Source organism: Paludibacterium purpuratum (assembly GCF_004363805.1).
GTDB lineage: Bacteria > Pseudomonadota > Gammaproteobacteria > Burkholderiales > Chromobacteriaceae > Paludibacterium > Paludibacterium purpuratum.
Genome location: NZ_SNZP01000013.1, coordinates 1 through 14,858 on the forward strand (window position 1 = coordinate 1; position 14,858 = coordinate 14,858).

The 14,858-nt window shown below is 61.1% G+C and carries 12 protein-coding genes; 8 read left to right on the forward strand and 4 right to left on the reverse strand.

Annotation, left to right across the window (positions count from 1 at the left end; translation table 11 throughout):
- Positions 1-109: 109 nt before the first annotated feature.
- The 4 genes from DFP86_RS14925 to DFP86_RS14940 all read right to left on the reverse strand — a co-directional run bounded on the left by DFP86_RS14925 (position 110) and on the right by DFP86_RS14940 (position 5,694).
- Entirely contained in the window at positions 110-811 is a 702-nt protein-coding gene (locus DFP86_RS14925) for a DUF3313 family protein (protein ID WP_166642290.1), read from the reverse strand.
- A gap of 91 nt (positions 812-902) precedes the next feature.
- Entirely contained in the window at positions 903-2,750 is a 1,848-nt protein-coding gene (locus DFP86_RS14930) for a flagellar assembly protein A (protein WP_166642291.1), read from the reverse strand.
- A gap of 201 nt (positions 2,751-2,951) precedes the next feature.
- The gene (gene pssA, locus DFP86_RS14935) at positions 2,952-4,298 is read right to left on the reverse strand and encodes a CDP-diacylglycerol--serine O-phosphatidyltransferase (RefSeq protein WP_133682670.1); all 1,347 of its coding nucleotides are present in this window, start codon (positions 4,296-4,298) and stop codon (positions 2,952-2,954) included.
- A 76-nt stretch (positions 4,299-4,374) separates the two neighbouring features.
- Entirely contained in the window at positions 4,375-5,694 is a 1,320-nt protein-coding gene (locus DFP86_RS14940) for an NAD(P)/FAD-dependent oxidoreductase (RefSeq protein ID WP_133682672.1), read from the reverse strand.
- A 181-nt stretch (positions 5,695-5,875) separates the two neighbouring features.
- Between DFP86_RS14940 and DFP86_RS14945 the strand changes: the two genes are divergently transcribed.
- From DFP86_RS14945 to DFP86_RS14980, 8 genes are all read left to right on the forward strand, one after another.
- On the forward strand, positions 5,876-6,412 hold the full coding sequence (locus DFP86_RS14945) for an RNA pyrophosphohydrolase (RefSeq protein WP_133682673.1): 537 nt from the start codon (positions 5,876-5,878) through the stop codon (positions 6,410-6,412).
- Between the two features lie 77 nt (positions 6,413-6,489).
- A complete protein-coding gene (locus DFP86_RS14950; protein ID WP_133682675.1) occupies positions 6,490-8,454 on the forward strand; it encodes a DNA topoisomerase IV subunit B in 1,965 nt (654 codons plus the stop codon).
- A gap of 39 nt (positions 8,455-8,493) precedes the next feature.
- Complete coding sequence (hemE, locus tag DFP86_RS14955) at positions 8,494-9,549, forward strand: uroporphyrinogen decarboxylase (RefSeq protein ID WP_133682677.1); 1,056 nt, start codon at positions 8,494-8,496, stop codon at positions 9,547-9,549.
- A gap of 389 nt (positions 9,550-9,938) precedes the next feature.
- Positions 9,939-12,110, forward strand: coding sequence for a primosomal protein N' (locus tag DFP86_RS14960; protein WP_133682918.1), 2,172 nt, complete (start codon positions 9,939-9,941; stop codon positions 12,108-12,110).
- An 11-nt stretch (positions 12,111-12,121) separates the two neighbouring features.
- On the forward strand, positions 12,122-13,495 hold the full coding sequence (gene dacB, locus DFP86_RS14965) for a D-alanyl-D-alanine carboxypeptidase/D-alanyl-D-alanine endopeptidase (RefSeq protein ID WP_133682679.1): 1,374 nt from the start codon (positions 12,122-12,124) through the stop codon (positions 13,493-13,495).
- A gap of 68 nt (positions 13,496-13,563) precedes the next feature.
- Complete coding sequence (gene grxC / locus DFP86_RS14970; RefSeq protein WP_133682681.1) at positions 13,564-13,821, forward strand: glutaredoxin 3; 258 nt, start codon at positions 13,564-13,566, stop codon at positions 13,819-13,821.
- Positions 13,822-13,958: 137 nt separating this feature from the next.
- Positions 13,959-14,411, forward strand: coding sequence for a protein-export chaperone SecB (gene secB, locus DFP86_RS14975; RefSeq protein WP_133682685.1), 453 nt, complete (start codon positions 13,959-13,961; stop codon positions 14,409-14,411).
- Complete coding sequence (locus tag DFP86_RS14980) at positions 14,411-14,857, forward strand: SH3 domain-containing protein (RefSeq protein WP_133682687.1); 447 nt, start codon at positions 14,411-14,413, stop codon at positions 14,855-14,857. The genes secB and DFP86_RS14980 overlap by 1 nt, the downstream gene beginning before the upstream one ends.
- Position 14,858 lies beyond the last annotated feature (1 nt).

Here is a 14,858-nt window from a genome sequence, read left to right on the forward strand (position 1 = left end):
CCGATGATAGTGCGGCATTCGCCGTGTGAAAGTAGGACACTGCCAGACGCCTCTTGAGAAAAGCCCAGACCATTAGGTCTGGGCTTTTTGCTTTTGGCGTTGATGGTGCTTACTGCAGCGGTGGCGATGCGGGCGAGGTAGGTAGGATGTGAGTCACCTGGTCCGCCACGACTTGGCTCCAGCTGTCGAGCCAAGGCTGGAAATCGTCCATCGACACGGGGTCGGCACCGTACTTGTCTTCCTGGCGTAAACCCAGGGAGCCTGCGACCAATTTGCCGGTCAGGCTGTCGTTCAGTACCCCCATCGTGGAAATTTTGACGATGTAGGGCTCTTTCCCCGCGAGCCGGCGTGTCAGGTTGAAAACCATCTTGATCGGTAGCAGGTCGGTGGGATTAAGACTGTCATGTTCTTGTTGTACGTGTGTGACGGCTAGACGCAGCACGAGAACGTCCTCGCCTGGCTCGTCGACGACTGTCAGTCCTCGTTTTTGCAGTGCCTGACGCATCGTCTGCAAGAACATCTGTTCGGGCCGACTCTCCTTCTCTCCTACCAGGGCCTGCCATTGCTTGTGTGTATCCTCGGTGACGACCACGAGTGGCGCGATCATGACTCGGCTGTATTTGGCGAGAACGACATCGTGATTGATGTAGTAGTAGCGCTCCGGGTGCGCTTTGTCCTGCTGTAAGACCGATTTGTCCATGGTGAGTAACGCATCGGGATTAATGACCGGGAGGGCGGGCTCGACGGCCAATGCGGCGCCGCAGAACAGCAGCAGCGCGGAGGCCGCGGCAAATCGCGTATTGATAGGCATCGGGGTTCCTCGAAATGATAATGGTATATAGTGTCTACGAAAAGACATTATAGGAAATGTGCTGACTGACATCCTGATGGAGATTTGTGTGTCAGGCTGGCCGCCAGATGAATGGCTCGCCGCTGACGCTCAGACGATCGTCTGGCAGGCCGGGGTCGCCCAATAGCTGGCGCAGATCGCGCGTCGACAACTCGAATAGTATGCCGACACTGGCGCGCAGTTTGCGCAAGTGGACTTCGCCCGCCGATTGATCAATCTGGCAGGACACCGTATTCATGGCTTGCGTGCTTTGTTGGCGTAGCACGGAGGCACGGTGCACGAGTTGGTTTTGCTCCGCGATCAATACTTGAATCTGCTGATTGATGTTCGTCGCAGAGGCCAAGGTTGGTGTAATCCGCTGCTTTACTTTGACGAGATTGTCTTTCTGCGCGTCGTTCAGTGTCAGTTCTTTGCGCTGGATCTTGCCAGCGACAATGAGGTAATTGCGCACGTCCGCATCTGCGATCAGGGCGTCGTACTGGGTTCGCAATGCGGCGATATCGCTGGTGATTTCCGTGCTACGCAAGCGCATCTCCGCGATGCGAGCGCTCGCGCTGGCGAGATCCGGGAGGACGATCGACAGCATAGTCGGCGTGTTGCGCCGGCTGCCGACGTGGCCAATACGAATTTGCGTCGCGCCGATCATGCAGCTAAGCGCACTATTGATCGAGATCGACTCGGCCAGAATGCAGCAATTGGCTGCGATGTCGATTTCGACGGCCTGGCCGACAATGACAGCATTCTCCGCACGGGAGAGGACGATGCGGCCTTTTTTGGCAATCACGGTGGCGTTGCTGGTCAAGCCGGCGATATGGATGTCGCCATCGATATTGCTGGCTGCGCCGCCGACGAGATTTTGCTTGAGTTGGATCGTGCCGCCTTGCGATTCGACCTCGCCGAAGACGTCGGCCATCACCGTAATGTTCTTACCTTTGACGACCCGTTTTTCCTGAACCTCGCCATGTTCTTCGAAGTGCTCGCCCTTCAGTGCGATGTCGCCGGTCGTTCGCAGGCTGACGCCGGAGTAATTGATGATCTTTTCTGTGACGCTGATGCGATTGCTGGCGGCATCGACATTCAGGAAACCATCGATGTTCGCGACCAGGAACTCGTCTTTCGTTGTCTTGACGATGGCCGTACCGTCGCCGGCGAGTGGGGCGAGGTCGAAGTCCTCGGGGGGCGGCGGTAGCGTAGGGCGCGCCATCAGGCTGATACCGGGTTGGCCGGGCGTGCACGGGATTTTCTGCATCAGGCGTTCGCCTGCCTTGACCTGCGGAAAGCGATTGCCGAAGTGTCTTAGATCGATGGCGCCGTTGGGGAGCTTGAGCGGCGCGTCGTCGCGATGCAGCTTGCTGCCGATTTCTTGCAAGTCCGCATTCGTACCGGGCGTCGCCGGCAAGGCATGCGCGACGGCGATACGGGCAAATCGGCCATCGGCGATGGCGCTGCGTACGGCCGCTTCATCGATGCCGAAGCGGATGCCCTTGAGCCACATGGCGGCGACGAACTCATCGAAATTCAGTGTCGTTTTGACCTGTACCACTTTCTCTTCGAGGCCGATCGCGTTCTCTGTGCCATCTTCCAATTTTTCGTAGATCGGCACCGAGATGGTTTTTTCCATCATCACCGGTTCGAACAGGTATTCGGCACTCTCATCGGCCAGAAACGGATTGCGGTACAACGCCGAGCGTTCAGGCGGAAAGAGTTGGATTGAGCCCGCGAAGCGCACCACCCCGATTTTTTGCAAACTTACGCTGGCCCGGGTGGCTAATATTTCAGGGGCATAGCGACTGATCAGCTCGAGGAAGGCGGGGTAGTCGATTTCGTTTAGGTAATAGCCTGCCGTCACCACTCGTTCGATAAAGTCGCAGAACTGAGTGGAAGAATCTAGCGTAGACAAATCGACATGGACGCCTTGCCCATCCATTTTAATGAAATGAGCATCACCAAAATGTTTGAAGAATGGCGGGTGATTTGTCTTCATCGCTACGCTGCCTGAATGACCATGGGTTATGACAAAAGAAAGTCGGATTATGCCTCATCCCAATGCTTAAGCATTGCCTTTTGTCATGAAATTTCAAGCAGTCGCGTAGCGCGCGATTTAAAGAATGCGATAAAGCAGGCGATCGATCCGTACCCGGCTTAGGCGGGTGAGCAGTTTGCGCACGCTTTCGGGGTACTGACGCACTGTCTCCAATTCGCGGTGTTGCAGGATCGGGCGGGTGTGGCGGTGGATGTTGTCGAGTTCCCGCCGCTTCTGCGCGACGAGTTCGCCTTGTGGGTCGTGGATCAGCAGAGCGTTTTCCAAATCCAGGCTGAAGGCACGCGGATTGAGATTGTTGCCGGTGATCAGATGGAAGCGTTCATCGACCCAGATCCCCTTCAGGTGGTAGCTGTTACCGCCGTCTTGCCATAGGTGAAGCTTCAATTGCTGACGCAGCAGTGCGGAACGGTGACGCTTGGCAAAGCGGCGCAGATTGACTTCGTACAGGTATGGCAGTGCCCCGATGACCTTGAATGACTCTTGTGGCGGGATAAAGAAATCGTTGGCGGTCTTGTCGCCGACGATGATGTCGACTTTGACGCCGCGTAGGATCAGGCGGTTGATTTCGCGCGTTACCGCCTTGGGGAAATTGAAATAGGGGGTGCAGATGATGACCTGCTCGCGTGCGGTAGCCAGCAGTTCCAATAGGTGGCGGTTGAGCTGGTTGTTGCGTCCGATACCGACGAGCGGTGTCACCGCCAGACCAAAGTGGTGCGTCGCGGCGTGAGACAAATCATAGCGGCTGAGTGTCAATTGCTTGCGCAGCAGGCGGATTTCGCGTCGCAGCGATCGGGTCGGAGGGCAATCGGACTGATCTAGCCGGTGCACGGCCGGGGAGGACAGCAGACATTGCCGGAGCAAGTTCACCATGGCATCGGCCAATTCGCGGCTGTGCAGCAGGTGGTAGCGGTCATGGCGATACTTGTCGTGCCGCTGCAGGTAGACATCGTTCAAGCTGGCACCGCTATACAGTACCGTATCGTCAAGCACAAACCCCTTGAGGTGCAGTACGCCGAACAGTTCCCGCGTTTGCACCGGCACACCGTAGACCGGAATGGCACCGGCGGGGTCGGCCTCGCTACAGGCGCGATACCAGCCGGCATTGCCGGCTTGCTTCGCGGCGCCGATCAGCCCGCGCTCTGCGCGATGCCTGTCGACCAATACCCGGATGTCCAGCTGAGGATTGGCCTGTCTGGCCGCCTTCAGCGCGGCCATGATCTCGCGTCCGGCATCGTCCTCCTGCAAATAAAGTGCCGTCAGATAGATGCGCTGCCGGGCTGTTGCAATCAATTGCAATAGCGTGTGGCGAAAGTCGGCGGCGCTAGTCAGCGTTTGAACCGATTCGGCGGACAGGGGAAAGCGCGGAAGTTGCTCCAGGGACGGGCGAGGGTAGAGAAGCGCCATGTGATATCGATTGCCAGCGTTCAAGCAGAGCGAACTATGTTAACACTTCTTGCCTGCGCTGTGGCGCCTCAAATCGTCAAAGCCCGAGCCGGTCGCGCAGGCGGTAGAACGTCACACCGAGTCGGATCAGCGCATCGTCCGCCCGCCCCGCGAACGGGATCGTCGGCGCGCGTAGGCCTGCTAGCAGATCGAAGCCGGCATTATCCTCTTCGATGGCGCGCGCCATCAGTTGGCCGGCGATGCCGGTCAGCGCCACGCCGTGGCCGGCGAAGCCCTGGGCATACAGGATGCGCTGGCCCAGACGCCCGAATTGCGGCACTTTGTTGAGTCCCATGTCGATGTAGCCGCCCCAGCTGTAGTCGATGGCGACCTCTCCGAGTTCGGGAAAGATGCGCGCCATTTCCGCCCTGCGTTCGGCGCGGATGCCGGCCTGGTCGGCTTGCGGTCGTTTCAGCCTACCGCCGAACAATAGTCGACCATCGGATGAAAGGCGGAAGTAGTTGAGTACATGGCGGCTGTCGCAAACGGCGGCTTCGCGCGGCAAAAGGCGACTGCGCAGTTCGGCGGGCAGCGGCGCGGTGGCCACGATGTGCGAAGCCACTGGTAGAAAGCGTCGGGCCAAACCGGGCTTCAGCGCGCCGATGTCCACATTGCAGGCCAAGATCAGCCGGTCGGCGCGTATCGTGCCGCCGCCGGCGGTGTGCACGATGACGCCGCGGGTGTCCTCGTCGATCCGGCTCACGCGGGTGCGTTCGAAGAGTTGCGCGCCTTGCGCGACCGCGGCGCGTGCCAAGCCCAGGGTATAGCGAAGTGGGTGCAGGTGGCCGCAGCCGCTGTCGTGGAGGCCGCCGATATAGGCCGGCGAGTCGATCTCCTCGCGTAAATCGGCACCGGTCAGCAACGTTGTGCGCGGGTAACCCTGACCATGTAGTGCTTGTCGCCAATCGGCCAGCGCACGTAGCTGACGCGCGTTTTCTGCAACCGTGACGTAGCCCCAGTGCAGATCGCAATCGATATTGTGGCGCTCGACACGTTCTTTGAGCGCCGCCACGCCCGCCAGCGACAACGCCCAGCATAAGCGGGCGCCGTCGTCGCCGAGTTGGCGCGCCAGCCGTGTCTGCGGGCAGGCGAAGCCGTGCAGTACCTGGCCGCCATTGCGGCCGGAGGCGCCGAACCCTACCAGCGCGCCCTCCAGTACCACGGCGCGGATACCGTTTTCCGCCAGCGTCAGCGCGGTGGTTAGCCCGGTTAGCCCCGCGCCGACGATACAGACGTCGGTCTCAAGCACTTGCTGTTCCAACGCGGGGAAGACGGGTAGGTCGTCGAGGCTGTCGGCGTACCAGGAATCGGCATGGCGACCCTGGAAAGTGTCGAGGTGCGGGGCGGTATGCCGCATGGGAATTCCGATCGGAAAAGGCGGTTCCCCATCTTCGCGGCGGCCTACTCTAGAAGTCAATAGCCTGACGGCGGAAGCCGTTTATTCCTACTTTGCTATCGCCGTACGCCGAATCACGCGTGGCATGGATGGGCGAAATGTGCAAAAATTCAGCCAACTTGACGAATTGTAGGTTTTTTTCATGCTGGACCGGGACGGATACCGCCCCAATGTCGGAATTGTCATCGTCAATGCCCGTAACGAGGTCTTCTGGGGCAAGCGTGTGCGCGAGCACTCTTGGCAGTTCCCGCAGGGGGGCATCAAACCTGGCGAAAGCCCGGAGGCCGCGATGTATCGCGAACTCTTGGAGGAGGTCGGGCTTTTGCCGCAACATGTGAAGATCCTTGGGCGAACCCGCGACTGGCTGCGTTATGAAGTGCCTTCCAACTGGGTGCGCCGCGAATGGCGCGGCAGTTACAAGGGGCAGAAGCAGATCTGGTTTCTGCTGCGCTTGGTTGGACGCGACTGCGATGTCTGTCTGCGCGCCACCAATCATCCGGAGTTCGACGGGTGGCGTTGGAGCCCGTATTGGGCACCGGTGGACGCCGTCATCGAGTTCAAGCGCGATGTCTATGAACGCGCATTGCGCGAGCTGTCCCGCTTCATCAAGGGCGTGGAGAGTCGGGAAGATTTCCTGGCTCGTCACCCGCCCAGCGTGGTGCCTGGCGGGGAGCATTGAGCCTTTTGTTGATTTTGATGCGGCAGGCGTCCCAGGGCGCCTGCTTTTGTTTGATCGATCATTCGTAACCCACTGCCATGACACAACAATACGACGAATCCTCGGTACGCGTCCTGAAAGGGCTGGAACCGGTCAAGGAACGGCCGGGCATGTACACCCGCACCGTCGATCCCACCCACATTTGCCAGGAGGTGATCGACAACGCCGCCGACGAGGCGCTGGGCGGCTTTGCACGGCGGATTGCGGTGACGGTACATCAGGATGGATCGTTGTCGGTCGACGATGACGGTCGAGGCATCCCCGTGGGCGAGCATCCGACCGAAAAACTGCCGGTGGTGGAGCTGGTTTATACCCGTTTGCACGCCGGGGGCAAGTTCGACAAGAAGGACGGCGGTGCCTATGCCTTCTCCGGTGGTTTGCACGGTGTCGGCGTCTCGGTGACCAACGCCTTGTCAACTCGGCTGGAGGTGGAGGTCAAGCGCGAAGGCGGAGTGTGGCGCATCGTGTTCGCCGGCGGCGACGTGATCGAGCCGTTGGCGCGCATCGGCGATTGCGGCGCGCGTACCAGCGGCACCCGGGTACGAGTATGGCCAGACAGCAAATACTTCGAGTCCCCGCGCTTCTCGTTGCCGGAACTGGAGCGCATGCTGCGTGCCAAGGCCGTGTTGCTGCCTGGCGTGTCGGTTAGCCTGACCATCGAGCGTGCCGGCGGCGACGAGATCAAGTCCTGGCACTATCCTGAGGGCTTGAAGGGCTATCTGGCCGAACTGTGCAACGGCGATGAGCCGGTGGCGCCTTTCTTCGCCGGCGAGAATTTCATCGGTCCCGAGCACGAGCAGTTTGCGCTGGGCGAGGGCGTGCAGTGGGCGCTGGCCTGGTTCGAGGATGGCGCAGGCGGCGAAAGCTACGTCAACCTGATTCCGACCTCGTCGGGCGGTACGCACGAGGCCGGCATGCGTGCCGGCATCTACGAGGCGGTCAAGAGTTTCATCGATCACCACAACCTGTTGCCGCGCGGTGTCAAGCTAATGGCCGAGGACGTGTGGAGCCGGGTGCGCTTCGTGCTGTCGGCGCGCGTGCTCGACCCGCAGTTCCAGGGGCAGACCAAGGAAAAGCTCACCAGTCGCGATGCGCTCAAGTTGATTGCCGGTCTGACGCGCGATCCGACCGAGTTGTGGCTCAACCAACATGTCGAGGCCGGCAAGAAAATCGCCGAATTGGCGATCCGCCAAGCGCAAAGCCGGCTCAAGTCGGTCAAGAAGGTAGAGAAGAAAAAGGGCTCCGGCGTGGCCGTGTTGCCCGGCAAGCTGACCGATTGCGAAAGCGAAGATATTGCGCGCAACGAACTGTTCCTGGTCGAGGGCGACTCGGCCGGCGGCTCGGCCAAGCTTGCGCGCGATAAGGAATTCCAAGCAATCCTGCCGCTGCGCGGCAAGGTGCTCAACAGTTGGGAAACCGACAAAGATCAGTTGTTCTCCAACGCCGAAATCCACGACATCGCCGTGGCCATCGGCGTCGATCCGCACCTGCCGGGGGAGGCGGCCGACCTGTCGGGGCTGCGATACGGCAAGATCGCCATCCTGTCCGATGCGGACGTCGACGGATCGCATATCCAGGTGCTGCTCTTAACGCTGTTTTACCGGCACTTCTCCGCCTTGATGAATGCCGGGCACATCTTTATCGCGCAACCGCCGCTATTCCGGGTCGACGTGCCGGGGCAAGGCAAGAACCGGCCGCCGAAGAAGCTGTATGCGCTGGACGCCGACGAGCTGGAGGCCATGCTCGAACGGCTGCGCAGCGAGGGGGTGCGCGAAGGTCATTGGAGCATCAGCCGCTTCAAGGGGCTGGGTGAAATGAACCCCGAGCAGCTCAAGGACACGACCATGCACCCGGATACCCGACGTCTGGTATGCGTTCGTCTGCGGCCGGATAGTGCCGACGAGACGCGGCGGATGTTCACCATGCTGATGGGCAAGGGCGAGGCCGCCAGCCGGCGCAGTTGGATGGAGGTGCGCGGTAACGAGGTGGAAGCCGACATCTGATGCCATATAATGCAGCCTGAATAAAATGACGAGCAAACCATGACGCCACTGAAGAACGATCTCTTTTTGCGGGCTTTGCTGAAACAACCGGTCGAGCACACGCCGATTTGGATGATGCGCCAAGCCGGGCGCTATCTCCCCGAGTACCGCGCCACCCGAGCCCGTGCCGGCAGTTTCCTGGCGCTGTGCAAGAATCCTGAGCTGGCCTGCGAGGTCACCCTGCAGCCTTTGGATCGTTTTCCACTCGATGCCGCGATCCTGTTCTCCGATATCCTGACCGTACCGGACGCCATGGGGTTGGGGCTGTATTTCGCCGAAGGCGAGGGGCCGAAGTTCGAGCGCCCGTTGCGCGACGAAACGGCGATCCGCCAACTGGCGGCGCCCGATCCCGAGGACGAGCTCGGCTATGTGATGGATGCCGTGCGCACTATCCGCCAGGCGCTGGATGGCCGCGTGCCGCTGATCGGCTTCTCAGGTAGCCCGTTTACGCTGGCCTGCTACATGATCGAGGGCGGCGGCAGCGACGACTTCCGCCATACCAAGGCCATGCTGTATTCGCGGCCCGATCTGCTGCATCGTATTCTGAGCGTCAACGCCGACGCGGTGACGGCCTATCTCAATGCGCAGATTCGCGCCGGTGCCCAGGCGGTGCAGATTTTCGATACCTGGGGCGGCGCGCTGACGCGTTCGGCCTACCTCGAATTTTCCCTACCCTACATGCAGCGTATCGTCGACGGGCTGATTCGCGAGCACGATGGCCGCCGCGTGCCTTGCATTCTGTTCACCAAAGGGGGCGGGCAGTGGCTGGAAGCCATGGCCGATGCCGGCGCCGATGCGCTCGGACTCGACTGGAGCACCGATATCGCCGACGCGCGGCGGCGGGTCGGCGAACGCGTGGCGTTACAGGGTAATCTTGACCCTTGCGTACTTTTTGCCGCGCCGGAGGCAATCGAGGCCGAAGTGGCAAAAATTCTCGCGAGCTTCGGCAGCGGCAACGGCCATGTCTTCAATCTGGGCCATGGCATTTCGCAGCATGTCGATCCGGCGCATGCCGCCGTGCTGGTCGATGCGGTGCATCGACTTTCCGCGCGTTGAGTTTTTCTGATTTTCCGTTCATTCCCCGGCTATGGAGAGGATGAGCGATCGATTCGGCTGCGGCACGGCCGCCGCCGAATCGGACCGCTTCAACAATCGAGATTGACATTCTGCCTGTCTGTTGTTCCACGAGTTATGCACACGAACTAGTCGTTTGGCGGGTGCTTGTCAAGAGTTTGGCGGTGGTGTTTTTTGTCGTTCGTAACTCATTGAAATAAAAAGGCTTTCACGATTGCTTAATTTTTGTGCAATCTAATGGTAGCCGGCTATTCCTTCGAATTTGAGCATTGGCCAGGGGGTTATGCACAAAGTTATCCACAGCGGCTGTGCACAGGAAAGGCAAAGCCTTGTCTGATCTTGATTTGCGCCTGGAAGAGGGTGTTTCGCCGATGTCTCTTTCGGTGGAAGTAGCAGTGGATGTTCCGCTATGGAGTACGTTTAGCTACTTAGCCGATAGGTCGCTACCCAGAGGGCAGCGCGTACGTGTGTCTTTCGGTTCGCGCAGAATGTGTGGCGTGGTTACAAATAATGGCAACGCCGAGCAGCAGTATGCATTTCGCATTAAATGCGTCGACGAAGTGTTCGACGAGTTGCCGCCATTGCCGGAGGCTTTTCTCGATCTGGTGAATTTCGCCGCCGGTTATTACCACCACCCTTACGGGCAGACCTTGTTTACCGCTTTGCCGACCGCATTGCGCGAGCCGCGGGCGGTGCGCCTGCCCGATCGTCGTGTCTGGCGGCTCACGCCGGCCGGGCGTGACGCCGAGGTCGCGCCTAGACACAAGGTGCGTCACGCACTGTGGCAGGCGTTATGCGCCGACGATCTGGCGCCGGAAGGGGCGCGCGCGGTCGCGCCGTCCGCTGCGACCATTCTCAAGGCTTGGCAGGATAGTGGCTGGGTGACGCGCGTCGATGCCGCCGTGCCGCCGCTGGCGGTCGAAGGCGTCATTCCTCTCAATACGGCGCAGCGTGCCGCCCTCGATGCGATCGAGGCGAGCTCGGCGCCGCACAAACCCTGGTTGCTGCATGGTGTGACCGGCAGCGGCAAGACCGAGGTTTACCTGCAACTGATCGAACGGCAACTGCGCGCGGGGCGCCAAGTGCTGGTGTTGGTGCCGGAAATCAACCTCACGCCGCAATTGATCGCTCGCTTTACCCAACGCTTTCCCCTCACCCCGACGGCGGTGCTGCATAGCCATGTCGCCGACGGCGAACGGCTGGTCGCCTGGGTCGATGCCTGGCAGGGGCGTGCCCGCATCGTGATCGGTACGCGGCTGGCGGTGTTCACGCCGATGCCAGAACTTGGGATGGTGATCGTCGACGAGGAACACGACGGTTCGTTCAAGCAGCAGGACGGATTGCGCTACCATGCGCGCGACCTGGCGGTATGGCGCGCGCACCGTGCGGCGGTGCCGATCGTGCTGGGCAGCGCCACGCCCTGCCTGGAGACGCTGGCCAATGTGGATGCCGGTCGCTATCGGCGCCTGGTGCTGGCCGAGCGTGCGCACCATGCGGCGGCGTTGCCGACCGTCCGTCTGGTTGACGTGCGTCGTGCCAAGCGCAGCGAAGGCCTGACCGACGAGGTGCTAGCCGCACTCGCCGACCGCGTCCGAAAACGTGAACTCAGCCTGGTGTACATCAACCGCCGCGGCTTCGCTCCAGTGGTGGCCTGTACCGAATGCGGTTGGCTATCCGGTTGTCCGCGTTGCTCCGCCAAATTGGTGGTGCATCTGCTGGAACGCAAACTACGCTGCCATCATTGCGGTTGGGAAGAGGCTGTGCCGCATGTCTGTCCGGATTGCGGCAATACCGACATCAAGCCGCTGGGCGAGGGCACGCAGCGCTTGGAGGCGGCGCTGGGACGCGCCTTGCCGACGGCGCGCATCCTGCGCATCGATCGCGATACCACACAGCGGCGCGAGGCTTGGAACGATATTTACCGACAGGTGCATGCCGGCGAGGTCGATATCCTGGTCGGCACGCAGATGCTGGCCAAGGGACACGATTTCGGTGCGCTCAGCCTGGTGGCGATCTTGAATGCCGATGCCGCGTTGTATTCGGCCGATTTTCGCGCCTCGGAGCGACTGTTTTCCCAGTTGATCCAGGTGGCCGGCCGTGCCGGTCGGGCCGAGCGGCCGGGAGAAGTGCTATTGCAGACGCAGTGGCCGGAGCATCCGCTCTATCAGGCCTTGGTGGCGCACGACTTCGACCGCTATGCGGCCGAGCTGCTTGGCGAGCGACGTCAACTGGGATTCCCGCCGGCCAGTTTTCAGGCGCAACTGCGCGCCGATGCCCCAACGCTCGCCGAAGCGAGCGATTTTCTACACACGATTCGCGAGCGTTTGGCGCAACCCGCGCAGGCGTCGGGTGTTGCCGTCTGCGGACCGGCCCCTGCATTGATGGTAAAACTTGCCAATCGCGAGCGCGCGCAGCTGGTGCTGGAAAGCCCACAGCGAGCGGCACTGCATCAGTTGCTGAACCAATTGACCGAATGGCTGCCTGCGCAGAATGTCGGCCGCGGTCTGCGCTGGTCGTTGGATGTGGATCCGCAAGATACCTGATTGGGGGAGAAATGATGCGTAACAAGTGGATCTTGATGGCGATGCTGGTCTGCCTGCGCGCCGGCGCCATCGACCTGCATGGCTTGCCGCAGGATAGCCTGTCCCTGTGGGTGGCGCCGGTCGAATCGGATCGCGTCGACATCGCCTACCGAGCCGACCAGCCGGCCAGCCCCGCCTCCACCATGAAGCTGTTGACCGGTTGGGCCGCGCTGGATCGCCTGGGGCCCGACTTCACCTGGCACACCCGGCTGATGTCGACCGCGCCGGTGGTCGACGGTGTGCTCGAGGGCGACCTCTATTGGGTGGGCGAGGGCGATCCGCGCTTTTTCGGCGCACGGCTACGCGAGTTGCTGGACGGTCTGCGCCAACGCGGTATCCGCAAGATCGCCGGGCGGTTGGTGCTGGATGCTTCCGCTTATAGCCGCTTATCGTCGGCGGATGGCTTCGAGCAGGATGAGGGCGAAAGTTTCATGGCGCCGCCCGATCCGCTATTGACCAATCTCAATGTCGTTTGGTTGCGCTTCTTCAACGATGAGCAAGGCGTGCGCGTGGTGCTGGATCCGCCACTGGCTGGCATCACGCTCGAATCGCATTTGACCGATGGCGGCGGTGCCACCTGCGGCGATGTACGTCGATGGGTTCTGATCAAAGCGACCGGCAATACCATTTTTGCCGCCGGCAAGGTGCCGAGGGATTGCGACGGCAGCATGGCCTATTTGCAGCCGCTAGAGCCGGAGCAGTTCGCCGCGGCGGCCTTTGCCGGCGTGTGGCAGTCGCTCTCGGGCAGCGGGCCGCTGGGGGTGGCGAGCGGCAAGGTGCCGGAAGGCGCGCGCGCGCTGGCCTCGGTGACATCCGACCCGCTGTCGCGCGTGTTGGTGGACGTGAACAAATTCAGTAACAACCCGATGGTGCGATCGCTGTTCCTAACCATGGGGCGGCAGGCTCCGGAGAGTGGGGATACCGTGGCCGACGCCGAGCGGGCGGTGCGCCAGGCGTTGGTGGCGCATGGTCTCGACGGCCATGGGCTCAAGCTGGAGAACGGCGCCGGCCTGTCGCGCGACGAGCGCGTGACCGCCAGTTTGCTGGGGCAGGTGCTGCGTGTGGCCGCGCGCGGCCCCTACGCCGACGAGCTGTTGGCCAGTCTGCCGATCGCCGGCCAGACCGGCACGCTTAAGCATCGTTTCCTCGACCTCGGTCCGGCACTACGCCTGAAAACCGGCACGCTCAAGGACGTGGCGGCCGTGGCGGGCTATTGGCAGCGGCGCGACGGTCGTCGCCTGGTGATTGTCGCGTTTGTGAACCATCCTCAGGCCGCTAGCTTGAAGCCGGCACTGGACGCCGTGGTTCGCGATGCCATTCGGCGTTATGAGTCCGACGGGATATAATTCGCGATTGTGCTTATGCGTTGTTGTCCCAATATTCAATTGGGTCACTCTGATTGCAAGGAAATGTCATGAATCCGGTTGTCATGTATACCACCGCGGTCTGCCCGTACTGCCAGCGAGCCAAGATGCTGTTGGCGAGTAAAGGGGTGGCCGATATCCAGGAAATCCGCGTCGATCTCGACGCCGCAGAGCGCGAGAAAATGATGGCCATCACCGGCCGCCGGACCGTGCCGCAGATTTTCATTGGCGAAACCCATGTCGGCGGCTGCGACGACCTCGTGGCGCTGAACAATGCCGGCAAGCTGGATGTTTTGCTCGGCAAATGATGCGACGGCCTTGTCTTGCGGCGGCTGGCCCGCACGGAGGTTTCGTGCGATGATGCCGCGGGGCGCCGAACTGTCCCAATCATTGTTTCCGTCGCCGACGGATTGTTTTTTTGATCAAACCTGCAGGTGAGATTTAGATGAGTGAACAGCAAGAGCAGCAACCGGTCTTCTCCATCGACAAGATCTACGTGAAGGACATGTCCCTTGAAGTGCCGAACGCGCCGGAGGTATTCCTGGTGCAGGTTCAGCCGGAAATCGACATGCAATTGGCTTCCGAAGCCAAGCAGATCGAAGAGGGCTATTTCGATTGCAGTCTGACCGTGACCGTGACCGCCAAGGTTGAGGACAAGGTGCTTTTCCTGGCTGAAGTGGCGCAATGCGGCATCTTCCAGATTCGCAACATCCCGGCGGAAGATATCGACCCGATTCTGGGCGTGGCCTGCCCGAACATCTTGTTCCCGTACGCACGCGAAACCGTGTCGAACATCGTCAACCGCGCTGGCTTCCCGCCGGTACTGCTGTCCCCGATCAATTTCGAGGCGCTGTACATGCAACAACGTGCGGGCCAGCTCGACGCAGGGAATGCCTGATGAGTCCGCGGCGCCTTACATGGCTGGTTGCCTGCCTTTCGATGGCGTACGCGCCGCTGGCCGGCGCGCTGGAATTCCGTTCGGTCAAGGAATCCGGCGCCGTGCTATATGAGGCGCCCGCGCTTTCGGCCAAGAAATTATTCGTGGTCAGCCGCTACTATCCGGTGGAAGTGCTGAGTACGCAGGATGCATGGGCGCGCGTGCGCGATGCTACCGGTGCGATCTCTTGGCTGCCGTCCGCAGCCTTATCGGCGCAGCGCTGGCTGCTGGTGGTCTCCGAGCGCGCCGATGTGCGCACAACGCCGACGGCTGCCGGCGTCGCCTTTTCCGTACCGAAGAATGGGGTGCTGCAATTGATGGATCCGCCGTCCAACGGTTGGGTTCATGTGCGCCATCGCGACGGTAGTACGGGTTATGCCAGCATCACCGATCTGTGGGGCCTCTAGT